The organism is Micromonospora sp. WMMD1082 (assembly GCF_029626175.1).
GTDB lineage: Bacteria > Actinomycetota > Actinomycetes > Mycobacteriales > Micromonosporaceae > Micromonospora.
The window spans coordinates 554,730-566,550 of the sequence record NZ_JARUBM010000002.1; the positions used below are offsets into that span (position 1 = coordinate 554,730).

Here is an 11,821-nt window from a genome sequence, read left to right on the forward strand (position 1 = left end):
ATCACCGGTAGGCTCGGGCGTTGATGGCGACGAGTTCGGCGTAGGGACCGAACCCGGCGCTGAGCGTCGCGTGATCGCCGGCCTCGACGACCCGTCCGTCGCGGACCACGATGATGAGGTCGGCCGTGCGGACGGTGGAGAACCGGTGAGAGACCAGCAGGGTGATCGCCCCGGTCTGCCGACCCACCCGGGCCGCCTGCTCCGCGTAGTGCTCGAACATGGCCAGCTCGGCTTCCGGGTCCAGCGCCGTCGTCGGCTCGTCGAGCACCAGCAGCATCGGCGCCCGACGAGCCAGCGCGCGGGCCAGGGCGACCTTCTGCCACTGCCCGCCGGACAGTTCGGCGCCGCTGCCACCCTTGCCGAGCACCGTGTCCAGGCCGTCGGGCAGCTGGCGCAGCACGTCGTCGGCGCGAGCCAGCCGCAGCGCGTCACGTACCGGCTGATCGGCGAAGCCGCCGTCCAGGTCGCCGATCCCGACGGCGTGGCGGGTCCGGAACTCGTAGCGCACCGCGTCCTGGAAGGCGACGGAGATGCGCTCGCGCCACCGGTCGGGCTGGAACCGGTGCAGGTCCCTGCCGTCGAGCAGGATGCGACCGCTGCTCGGGCGGTACAACCCGCAGAGCAGCTTCACCAGGGTGGACTTGCCGGCGCCGTTCTCCCCCACCACCGCCACCGTGCTGCCGGCCGGCAACGTCACGGTGACGTCGCGCAGCACCGGCCGGTCGGTGCCGGGGTAGCTGAACGAGACGTCCTCCAGGGCGATGCCGTGCCGCAGCCGGTCCGGCGGGGGCAGGTCGCCGGGGTCGGCGTCCGTGACGGCGCCGCGCAGCTGCGCCATCCGCCCGTAGAGCGCGGCCATCCGTTGCAGGTCGCGCAGGAGGGTGACGGTGGCGGCCACCTGTTGGCTGATCTGAGCGGCGAGGACCACGACCAGGATGACGTCGCCGACGCCGCGCCGGCCGTCGACGGCGGCCCGGACCAGCAGCAGCACGGAGCCGACGTAGGCCAGCGCGAACGTCACCTGACCGGCGGTACGGAGCACGGCCGCGCGCAGGTCGACCCGGAACAGCCGGGCCGTCACGTCCGACCAGAGTCCGGCGTGCCGGCGGCGCAGTTCGTCGGCGAGCCCGAACACCCGCAGTTCGCTCGCCGAGGGCAGTTGAGTGGTCAGGTTGAACAGGTGCAGCGCGGTGCGGGTGGTCTCCGCCGTGTCCGTCTTGGCGCCGTCCACGAGCTGCTCGGCCCGCCGGCTGAGGTAGAGCGACGGCACCGCCGCCAGCGGCAACAGCAGCAGGAGCGGATGCAGCCGTACGAGCAGCACCACGGTGATGCCCACGGCGATCACCAGGCCGAGCCCGTTGAGTAGCGCCTCCAGCCCTCGGCCGAACTGCCGGATCTCGCGTTGCAGCACGGTCACCGTATCGCTGGTCGCCGCCTGCTCGTGGTGCGCGATCCCGACCGAGCCGTTGGAGAGGGCGATGAGCTGCTCGTCGAAGTCGAGTTCGGCCAGTTCGGCCAGCTCGAAGTAGGCGAGGTGGGCGAAGTGGCCGAAGGTGACGGTGGCGAACGCGAGGACACCGGCGAGCAGCCCGGCCAGCAGCACCACACCCTTGTCCCCGGCGACCACCGCGTCGGTCATCCAGCCCAGCACCAGCGCGAGCAGTGGCGCCGCCGACGCGCCCGCCACGACGAAGAAGAGCGCGGTGGCCGTCTTGCCGCGATGCATCCGCCACGCCGTGGCGAGCATCCGCCAACTGCCGGCGAACGTCGCGCTCACCTGAGCACCTCCCGGGCATCGGCGTCGTCCGACGGACTCTCCTCCGGGCCCAGCACCCGGTCGGCCTGCATCCGGAACAGCCGCGCGTACCGGCCGTCGATCGCCATCAGCTCCTCGTGGCTGCCCCGCTCGACCACCCGGCCGTGCTCCAGGACGACGATCACGTCGGCATGCCGGACGGTGGAGAATCGATGGGAGATCAGCAGGCTGGTGACGCCCCGGGTCAGCTCGGCGAACTGGTCGAAGAAGCGTGCCTCGGCGCGCACGTCGAGGTTCGCGGTGGGCTCGTCAAGGACCACGATCGGCGCGCCGTGCTGGACCGCGAAGAGCGCCCGGGCCAGCGCCACCCGCTGCCATTGGCCGCCGGAAAGCTCCGCTCCGCCGGCGACGTGACGCGCCAGCGGGGTGTCCAGGCCGGCGGAGAGCCGGTCCAGGGAGTCGGTCAGCCCGACGGACGCGACGGCCGTACGCACCCCGGCCCGGTCGTCGCGGTGGTGCACCGCGCCGAAGGCGATGTTGTCGGCGACCGAGGTCTCGTACCGCAGGAAGTCCTGGAAGATGATGCCGATCGCGGCGCGCCACTCGGGGACGGGAAACGAGCGGATGTCCACCCCGTCGGCCCGGATCACGCCACCGGTCGGCTCGTAGAGCCGGGCCAGGAGCTTGACCAGCGTGGTCTTGCCGGCACCGTTGACGCCGACGATCGCCGTACACTTGCCGACCGGGATCCGCAGGTCCAGTTCGTCGAGCACGGTGCGGTCCTGGCCGGGGTAGCGGAAGCTCACCCGGTCGAAGTGCAGTTCCTTGCGCAGCGGCGGCAGCGGGCGCGGCGGCACCGGCGGGGTGGCGGGCACGGTCGCCACCAGGCGGCCCACGAAGCGGCGTACGTCCTGGTAGGCGGAGATGCCGACGGCGGTCTGCACGTCGGCCTCGGCGTAGTAGCCGCCCAGCGCGATCGCGCCCAGCGTCGCCTGCACCACGAGGGCGAACTGCGTGAGCGTCAGCGTCGCGGGGGCGGCCACGCCCACCGCCGCGAACACCGCGACGCCCACCGCCAGGCTCGGCCCAGCGAAGATCAGGTACCGCCAGAGCAGGATCCGCCGACGGTAGGCCCACATCGGCCGCAGCCACATCAGGTACACCCGGCGGTACGTGGCAGTCAGCCAGCCGACGAGCCCGAACACCCGGATCTCCTTGCCGGCGACGGGTTCCACGGCGAGCCCCCGCAGGTAGTGCACCCGGCGCTCGGCCCGGCTCAACCGCTGCCGCGCCTCGGCATAGCGGCTCAGCCCGCCCCGGGTGCTGTGCCGCACCAGCAGCACCGACAGCAGCAGGCCGGCCGCCACAAGCCAGGAGAACGCCACACCGATCACCACGGCGTACGCAAGGAGCTGGGTGTACCGGGCCAGCAGGGCGAGCAGGCCGGCACACGCGTCGCCCGGCGTCTGCACGGCGAACTGCAGCTTCAGCGCCGCCACCCGCAGCCGGTCCTGGTTCTCCTCGTCCTCCAGGGGCGCGATGCCCACCGGGGACAGCGACGCCGCCATCAGCTCGTCGTGCACCTGCTGATCGACCCGGCGGCCCACCAGATCCCCGAGCGAGGACCGCAGCGGCGTGAGCACCTGCTGCGCGACAAAGGCCAGGGCCGCTCCGACGAAGACAGTCACCAGCGAGTCCCAGGCCGGGGAGCCCAGACCGTCGCTGACGGCCGCCGGCACCCGCCCGAGCAGGACGCTGGTCGCCACGATGAACAGTACGGGCAGCACACCCAGGAGCAGGTTGATCACGACCAGGGTGGTGACCAGGCCGGCCCCGCCCCGACGCAGCAGGCGCACGGTCTGCCAGCGGGCGCGCAGCAGGTTGGCCGGATTGCTGGCCATCGCGTCGGGGCTCTCGTTCAACGGCACCTCGACCGGGAGATCCCGACGGTGATCGCTCACCACACCTCCAGCTCGGTCCTGGTTCACCCCGCACCCGCGGCGCGGGTGCGGTGGTGCGCCGGACGGCGAGCGGACGCGGCCGACCGGACGCGAATCCGGTCAGCCGTCGTCGCCGGGGTCGGCGTCACCTGGAGCCCGGCGGCGCCCTGACCGCCGCGCCGGTGACGGCATGCGGAGCGGGTGGGACCGAGCTTCGCGTCCATGCTGGACGGGGGGTGCCCGGGCTCGCATCTTCCAAGATGCGCCGGTCCGGTCGCGCCGACCGTCAGGCGCCGGCGTGCCGCCGATGGCGGTGCAGCTCGGCCAACCGGCGGCGGGCGTACACCGGCTCGGCCCGCCAGCAGGTCGCCGTCTCCCAGGCGACGCCGGCGGCGCGCAGCTGCGCCCGGTCGCCCGGCCACGGCGTCGTCACCTCGTCGGGCAGGAGGGCGTAGTCGAACCAGGGCACGTCCACCCGTGCCTCGTCCCAATCCAGCAGGGTGACCCGGGCGCCGTCGACCAGCACGTTGGTGGGGCCGACGTCACCGTGCACCACGCAACGCGGTCCCTGCTGCACCGGCAGCCAGGCAGATCGCACCATCCCGGCGGCCGACGCGGGCATCGCGTCCAGCCGCACGTCACCGCCCCGCCCCGCGTCGAGCAGCACCCCGCTGGCGGCGAACCCGGGGCGCTGCGGCCAGCCGGTCGTCGCCGCGTGCAGCACCGCGAGCTGGTCGGCGACCCGCCGCCAGTCGGCGGGTTCGGCCGGATACCGGCCGGGGACGAATTCGCTGATCAGCAACCCGTCCACGTGCCGGCGCCCGTCGTCGGTGGGCACCGGCTCCGGTGCCGTCACCCCGCGGTCACGCAGATGCTCCAGCAGGTCCAGCTCCCACTCCAGGGCGGCGCGGGGCCGGATCGAGCGGCGGACCACCAGCGGCACCCCGGCCCGCTCGGCGAGCATCACCTCGTTGCGGTGCCCGCCGGTCAGTGGGCGGACCAGCTGCACGCCGGCCCACGCCGCGAGCGCGCTCCATCCCTTGCCGCGAGCAGAGTCGTCCACACCGCCACCCACGTCGTCGTCGCCCATAACGGCCCAGGCTAACCGAGCAGGACCGGGCGGCGGCCGGGCCGCGACCCCGCCGGTTGGGGCGACGCTGGTGCTGCCCGCATGGGTACGCCCGCACGGACAGGTGTCCCTCGCCCGCGTCGATGGAAACACTGAGGGCATGAGTATCGAGGCGGCCGCTTGGGACACCGACCTGTCCGGCGTCGCCCGGACCGCCCGCTGGACCGCGGCAGCACGGGCGCGGGAGACGGCACGCCCAGACCGACTCTTCGACGACCCGTTCGCCACCCTGCTCGCGGGCACCGACGGCGACGCCCTGCTGCGGCACTTCCACACCGAACGGGCCGCTCCCGATGGCAACCCGGTGCTGCCCATCCGCACCCGGTGGTTCGACGACTTCCTGCGCGGCAGCGTCACCCCCGGGTGCCAGGTGGTCGGTCTGGGCGCGGGACTGGACACCCGTGCGTACCGGCTGGACTGGCCGTCGGGGGTGGTGGTGTTCGAGGTGGACCAGGCCACCGTGCTGACGTACAAGCGGGAGCGGCTCTCCTGGGTCGCCAACGTGCCGCGGTGCGAGCGCCGGACCGTCGCGACCGACTTCACGGGTGGGTGGGGGCCGGCGCTGCTCGACGCGGGTTTCGACCCGACGGCGCGGACCGTGTGGTTCGCCGAGGGGCTGCTGTTCTACCTGCCGGCGCCGGTGGCCGCTGCGGTGGCCGCCCAGGCTTTCGGGCTCTCCGCTCCGGGCAGCCGGATCGCGGTGGATCTCATCGGTACGGGGATCTTCCGGCTGCGCTACATGCGTCGGTTCCTCGACAAGCTGGCCGACGCCGGCAGCCCGTGGCGATTCGGCACGGACACCCCGGCCGAGTTCCTTCGGCAGGCCGGCTGGGAGGTCGAGCAGGTCACCGAGCCCGGCGCGGCCGGGACCGACTACGGGCGCTGGCCGCAGGGCGCGCCACCGGTGGACTTCCCGAACCTCCCCCGCAGCTATCTCGTCACCGCCGGCCGGAGCGCCGGCGGTCCTGGCCCCACACCCGACGGCGCCGCTGCGGCGTCGGATGCCCATCGCTGAGACAGGAGTCGACCCCGATGCCCGTTCAGTTCTCCGGAGAGACACATGGCTGTTTCTCGGACTCCCTTCAGATGGCCTTCGGCGACGAGGGCCCCGGCGAGACCGTGGTCGAGGTGCTGACCGGGTCGGCCTTCGGCATGTACCTGCACCACGACGGACGCCCGTTCTTCGCCCCGATCGGCTGGAACCCGGAGAAGGGCATCGAGAGCATGCTGGACCTGCTCGGGTGGACGTGCGAGCGGACCGGCGGCTCCCTCGACGAGGTGGTCCGGGCGCTGGAGAAGGTGGACGACCAGCACCGGGCGGTGGCCGGCCCGGTGGAGATGGGACTGCTCCCGCACCACCCGGGGCTGGGTCAGCCCATCGGGGCCGATCACTATCTGGTGATCGTCGGCTTCGACGGGGAGAACGTGGTGATCCACGACCCGCGCGCTCACCCGTACACCGTGCTGCCGGTGCAGAAGCTGCTCGCCGCCTGGCGCACCGAGACGCTGTCCTACACCGTCCCGGACTTCAACCTGCGCACCGGTTTCCGGCGGGTACGCGAGGTCGACACCGCCGAGGCGGTGCGCCGGCTGCTGCCGATCGCCGCCGACATGGTCGTACCGGATGCCTCCGCGGAGGCATCCGAGGGCGCGGCGAAGGTGCTCGACGGCGGGCTGAGCACCTTCCTCTTCTTCCACCTGGCCGACTTCATGGTGTGCGTGGGCGCACGGCGGCGCAACGACGCGGCCGTGGTGCTCGCCCGGTACGGCTACACCCGGGTGGCGGAGGTGCTGGACCAGCAGGCCCGGCTGATCGGGTCGATGGAGTACCCGCTGGTGGCCGGGGACTACGCCGCCGCTGCGGCGACGATGCGCAAGCTCACGCCCACGTTCGCCCAGTTGGAGACCGAGTTGCGGGCGGCGGTTCGGGCGTGAGGCACGGCTACCCGGCAGGGCCACGTTCGCAGGCGGACGGGGCCCTCGTCCGAGGAACGGGAGGCTGACCCGATGCACGCCATCCTGCTCGTGGGGGGCCGGGGCACCCGCCTCATGCCACACACCAGCAACCGCCCCAAGGCGCTGATGCCGATGGGACGACACTCCCTGCTGGAGATCAGCCTGCGCCGGCTGCGGGCCTGCGGATTCACCCGGGCGACGCTGTGCATCTCGCACCTGGGTTCGATGATCCGGTCCGCGATCGGCGACGGATCCCAGCTCGGTCTGCGGGTGGACTACTGCGTCGACGAACGTCCGATGGGGACGGCCGCGCCGCTGCTGCTCGTGCCGGACTGGACCGGGCCCGCGGTGGTGATGAACGGCGACCTGCTGACGTCACTCGACTTCGGGAACCTGCATCGCCGACACGTGGCCAGCGGCGCCGGGTTGACCGTGGCGTACCAGCGGTACTGGATCTCCACCGGGGTCGGGCTGCTGCGCACCGACGGTGACCGGATTCGACGGGTGCACGAGAAGCCGACCTTCGCGTGGAACGTCTGCTGCGGCATCTATGTGGCCGACCCGGACGTCCGGTCGTACATCCGTGCCGGCGAGCCTACCGACATGCCGGCCCTCATCAACGCGCTGACCGACGCCGGCAGGCCGGTCAACGGTCATGCCTTCGACGAGTCCTGGCACGACGTGGGCACGCCGGCCCGCTACGAGCAGGCGCGGGCCGACTTCCTGGCGGATCCGGACCGCTACCTGCGGTTGGTGCCCTCCGCGCCAACGGCGGGTCGGTCCCGCCCGGAACTCGACGTCGTCTTCCTCGACGAACCGGTGACGGGCGGCGCCACGATCGAGACGTGGACGTGAGCGGCGGCACCGGCGACGTCCTCGTGGTCTTCGCCGGCTACGGGCAAGCGCGGGCGGGGGCGGAGCGGATGGCGGTACGCGCGGCGGCGGGCCTGGCCGCACGATCGCGGCGGGTGACGGCGCTGGTGACCGACGCTCATCCGGACACCGTCGCCAGCCTGCGCTCCGCCGGTGTGCCGCTGTGCACCGACGCCGCTCAGCTGCTCCGGGCCCGCCCGGACTTCGCCCCGTCGGTGGTGCACGCCTTCGACCTGGCCCGCCCCGACGCGCCGGCCGAGGCGGTGCGACTGGCCCGTCGGTACCGCGCCCAACTGGTGCTGACCCCCTGCTCGGCACCGGAGGTGTGGCCCGACCCGGTCCGGGCCGGCGAGGTCTGTCGGGCCGCCGACGTGGTCTTCGCCCTGACCGCCGCGGAGGAGACCGCGCTGGGCGACCTGGGTGTGCGGGACGCTCGGATCCGCCGCCTGCCGTCCGCGTCGGACCTCACCGGGCCGGTCGACACCGCCGGGTTCCGACGCCGCCACGGGATCGACGGGCCGTTCGTACTCTTCGTCGGGCGTCGGATGGCCAGCAAGGGGTACCGGACGCTGCTGGAGGCGATGGCCACGGTGTGGCGGCGGTTGCCCGCCAGCCGGTTCGTCTTCATCGGACCGGACGTCGATCCGGACGCGCCCGCCCACTTCGCCGCCCACGCCGATCCGCGCCTGCACGACCTGGGCACGGTCGACGAGCAGACCAAACACGACGCGATCGCCGCCTGCGAACTGGTCTGCCTGCCCAGCGTCGCGGACGTGTTTCCGCTGGTCTTCGTCGAGGCCTGGACGTGCGGCCGGCCGGTGGTCAGCGGCGCGTTCGCCGGCGCGTACGAGGTGGTGCGGCAGGGCGTGGACGGACTTGTCGTCCCGCCCGGCCCGGCGCGCCTGGCCGCCGGGCTGATCGAGCTGCTCGGCGACGACGTTCGACGGAGGCAACTCGGGGCGGCGGGGCGGCGGCGCGCCGAGCGGTCGTTCGGCTGGGATCGGGTCCTCGACGCCTACGAATCGAGCTACGCGCCCGCGCCCAGCCCGGCCGCACCGACCGCGCTACCACGGTGAGCCGCACCCGACCTCCTGCCCACCGCCCGAAAGGACGCACGGATGAGCGAGCGTGAGCGAGTGAATCATCGACACAGCGCGGTGGTGCCTCAGGGCGGCACGCAGCGAAGCGGAGTGGCGTCATGAGCGCACTGGCCGCCCCGCGTTGGCGGGTCACCCTGGCCGACAACACCGTCGACGAGCAGGAGATCGCCGCGGTCACCGAGGTCCTGCGCTCGCGCTGGCTCTCGGCCGGCGCACAGACCGCCGCCTTCGAGCGGGAGTTCGCCGACCGGCTCGGCGCCGACGACGCGGTCGCGGTCAGCAGTGGCACGGCCGCCCTGCACCTGGCGATGTTGGCCCTCGACCTGGGGCCGGGCGACGAGGTGATCATGCCGGCGCTGACGTTCGTGGCCTCCGCCGCGGTGGTGGCGCTGGCCGGCGCCACCCCGGTCCTCGCCGACGTGCGCGCCCCGGACGACCTCACCGTGGACCCGGTGGACGTGGCGCGGCTGGTCACCCCGCGGACCCGGGCGGTCGTCGCGATGCACTACGCCGGCTACCCGGCGGACCTGGCCGCGCTGCGTACGGTCAGCGACGGGCACGGCGCGGTCCTGGTCGAGGACGCCGCACACGCCCCCGTCGTCGAGCACGACGGGCGGATGCTCGGCACGCATGGTGACATCGGCTGTTTCAGTTTCTTCGCCACCAAGAACGTCACCACCGGTGAGGGCGGGATGGTGCTCGCCCGCGATCAGGCGGTACGGGAACGGATCCGGCTGGCCCGCTCACACCACCTGACCACCTCCACCTGGGACCGGCTCAGCTCGGGCGACGCCAGCTACGACGTCGCCGGGATCGGGCTGAACTACCGGCCGACGGAGGTCTCCGCCGCGTTGGGGCGCGTCCAGTTGGGCCGGCTCGGACGGGACCGGCAGCGGCGCCGCGAACTGGTCGCCACGTACCGGGAGGTGCTCGCCGCGGCACCCGAGCTGGTGCTGCCGTTCGCCGGTCGGACCGGCGACTCCGCGCTGCACCTGATGCCGGTCGTGCTGCCCGACGGGACCGACCGGGGCGCGGTACGCGAGGGACTCGCCGCCGCCGGCGTACAGACCTCGGTGCACTATCCGCCGGTGCACCACCTGTCGGCCTACCGGGGCAGCGCGGGCGCGAGTCGTTCGGCACTGACCGTGACCGACGCGGTGGCACCGCGTCTGCTGTCCCTGCCGCTACACAGCCGGATGTCCGACGACGACGCCGTGCTGGCCGCCCGGGCGCTGCTGCGCTGTCTGCGGCCGGACCGCACCACCCCCTCATCGACTGGACGGAGCACATCATGATCTCCCCACCAACCGCCGCCACGGTCGGGGCGACCATCATCCGACTGCTGACCGAGATGACCGGTATCGACCCGGCGTCGCTGACCGACGACACCAGGATCTTCATGGAACTCGGCCTGACGTCGGCCAGGATCCTCGAACTGTTGATGCGGTTGGAGGAGGAACTCGGCCAGCCGATGGTCGATCGGGTGGACTGGTTGCGCATGGAGACCATCGCCGACCTGGCCGGGTTCGTCGCCGGACGACAGGGCGGCGCCGCATCCCGATCCTGAGTTGGGTGGTGCCGGCCCCGGCCGCCGGGGCCGGCACCACGGCGAGTCCTCACGCGTAGTTGTGCACCAGCACCTGCGCGACGCAGACCGGCACCCGTCGCCGTTCCACCTCGTAGGTCAGGCTCAGGACCAGCTGAACGCCGCCCCGGAGCGGCCGGACCTCCCGCAGCCGGACACCCGCCCGGATCCGGGAACCGACCAGCACGGGCGACAGGAAGCGGACCCGGTCGCAGCCGTAGTTCACCTTCAGGCGTACGCCCTCGGCGACGAGCACCTGCTCCAGCACCCGCGAGGTCAGGGCGAGGATGAGGAAGCCGTGGACGACCGTGCCGCCGAACGGGCCGTCGGCCGCCCGCTTCGGATCGACGTGGATCCACTGGTAGTCGCCGATCGCCTCGGCGAAGCTGTCCACCTGCTCCTGATCGATCGACATCCACTCACTGAAGCCGAGGTGGCGCCCCACCAGGGCACGCAGGGGTTCGACCTCGGTACCGACAACGATCATGTTGCCCCCTTCTCGTGCTGACGGTGATCGGACGGCCAGGGGTCACCGGGTCACTGGACGAGGAAGTAGGCCGGCCCCAGCCGCTCCGGCGCCGATGCGCCGGCGGTCGCGCCCAGGTGGCGCAGGAACGGGACGTCCAGTCCCACGTCCACCCGCCAGTACGCGCCAGCGGGGCTACGGTGCGCGGGCCAGTCGTCGTCGAGCAGTCCCCACCCGACCAGGGTGCGGAGGAAGAACGGGTCGGCCGGCCACCAGCGGCCCTCGGCGTCACGCAGCTCCAGCCAGTGATGCCGGTTGGCGAAGGGGCGCGACAGGCACAGTCCGGTGGCCGCCCGGACCGGCGTACCGAGTTCGCCGCCCCGGGACACCAGGTGACGCACCGCGAGGGTGCAGTCGGCCAGGCCGGTCTCCCGCAGGAATCCGAGGTCGGTGGTGAGTCCCGGCGGCAGCAGGTGGAACCGTAGCCCCGCCGCCTCGTCGACCAGACGCCGCTGCTCGGGGGTGAGCGCCGTCGGTGCGGCGGCCGGTTCGAGCTGGATGTCCACCTCGAAGCGGGACGCCTCGGGTCGCCGGGCCGCCACGACCTGCGGCGCGGACGTCACCGCCGGGTCGAGGACGAAGGTGCAGCCGGCGCAGCGGTCCCGCGCCGGGCAGTACGCCCGCACGATCACCGTACGCCGCGCGGCCGTTTCGGCCCCGCCGACGCGGAGGGCCGCCGCCATCGCCTCGTACGTCGACCGCTGCGGTGACCGCACGTCCAGCGCAAGCGCCGCGTTGCGCAGGTCGTAGCGGTCGAACAGCAGGCCCTCGGCGTTCGAGGAGTGCGGGAGCCCCAGCTCGACCAGTTGCTCCAGGCAGGCCCGGGACAGCCGGTGGAACCGGGTCGCGTGCTCCAGCGACGTGTCGAAGGACCGGTGGCCGTCGGGCACCAGGCTGACCTGCCGCACCAGGGCCTCGATCGTCGTCGACCCGGTGGCCGGCGTGGGCGTGGACAT

Annotated in this window: 11 protein-coding genes; 6 read left to right on the forward strand and 5 right to left on the reverse strand. The window is 73.0% G+C overall.

Translation table 11 applies throughout. The annotated features are described in order from the left end of the window. Position 1 precedes the first annotated feature (1 nt). From O7615_RS02730 to O7615_RS02740, 3 genes are all read right to left on the reverse strand, one after another. Positions 2-1,777 (reverse strand): ABC transporter ATP-binding protein, encoded by a 1,776-nt coding sequence (locus O7615_RS02730; RefSeq protein WP_278175587.1) that lies wholly within the window; start codon positions 1,775-1,777, stop codon positions 2-4. Continuing rightward, the gene (locus O7615_RS02735; protein WP_278175588.1) at positions 1,774-3,717 is read right to left on the reverse strand and encodes an ABC transporter ATP-binding protein; all 1,944 of its coding nucleotides are present in this window, start codon (positions 3,715-3,717) and stop codon (positions 1,774-1,776) included. The genes O7615_RS02730 and O7615_RS02735 overlap by 4 nt, the downstream gene beginning before the upstream one ends. 265 nt (positions 3,718-3,982) lie before the next feature. After that, positions 3,983-4,786: a phosphotransferase gene (locus O7615_RS02740; protein WP_278175590.1), complete on the reverse strand. Its 804-nt coding sequence runs from the start codon at positions 4,784-4,786 to the stop codon at positions 3,983-3,985. Between the two features lie 139 nt (positions 4,787-4,925). Between O7615_RS02740 and O7615_RS02745 the strand changes: the two genes are divergently transcribed. From O7615_RS02745 to O7615_RS02770, 6 genes are all read left to right on the forward strand, one after another. Further along, positions 4,926-5,840 (forward strand): SAM-dependent methyltransferase, encoded by a 915-nt coding sequence (locus O7615_RS02745; protein WP_278175591.1) that lies wholly within the window; start codon positions 4,926-4,928, stop codon positions 5,838-5,840. 17 nt (positions 5,841-5,857) lie between these two features. Next, positions 5,858-6,760 carry a hypothetical protein gene (locus O7615_RS02750; RefSeq protein ID WP_278175592.1) on the forward strand — a complete coding sequence of 301 codons (903 nt, stop codon included), beginning with the start codon at positions 5,858-5,860 and terminating at the stop codon, positions 6,758-6,760. 72 nt (positions 6,761-6,832) lie between these two features. Further along, a complete protein-coding gene (locus O7615_RS02755; protein ID WP_278175593.1) occupies positions 6,833-7,636 on the forward strand; it encodes a sugar phosphate nucleotidyltransferase in 804 nt (267 codons plus the stop codon). After that, positions 7,627-8,730, forward strand: coding sequence for a glycosyltransferase family 4 protein (locus tag O7615_RS02760; RefSeq protein ID WP_278175594.1), 1,104 nt, complete (start codon positions 7,627-7,629; stop codon positions 8,728-8,730). Before O7615_RS02755 ends, O7615_RS02760 begins: the two co-directional genes overlap by 10 nt. Before the next feature lie 122 nt (positions 8,731-8,852). After that, a complete protein-coding gene (locus O7615_RS02765) occupies positions 8,853-10,049 on the forward strand; it encodes a DegT/DnrJ/EryC1/StrS family aminotransferase (RefSeq protein ID WP_278175596.1) in 1,197 nt (398 codons plus the stop codon). After that, entirely contained in the window at positions 10,046-10,321 is a 276-nt protein-coding gene (locus O7615_RS02770; protein WP_278175597.1) for a phosphopantetheine-binding protein, read from the forward strand. The genes O7615_RS02765 and O7615_RS02770 overlap by 4 nt, the downstream gene beginning before the upstream one ends. A 49-nt stretch (positions 10,322-10,370) precedes the next feature. Here O7615_RS02770 and O7615_RS02775 read toward each other — a convergent pair whose 3' ends face one another. Both O7615_RS02775 and O7615_RS02780 read right to left on the reverse strand, forming a co-directional pair. Then, positions 10,371-10,826 carry a MaoC family dehydratase gene (locus O7615_RS02775; RefSeq protein ID WP_278175599.1) on the reverse strand — a complete coding sequence of 152 codons (456 nt, stop codon included), beginning with the start codon at positions 10,824-10,826 and terminating at the stop codon, positions 10,371-10,373. A 50-nt stretch (positions 10,827-10,876) separates the two neighbouring features. Continuing rightward, positions 10,877-11,821 carry a hypothetical protein gene (locus tag O7615_RS02780; RefSeq protein ID WP_278175601.1) on the reverse strand — a complete coding sequence of 315 codons (945 nt, stop codon included), beginning with the start codon at positions 11,819-11,821 and terminating at the stop codon, positions 10,877-10,879.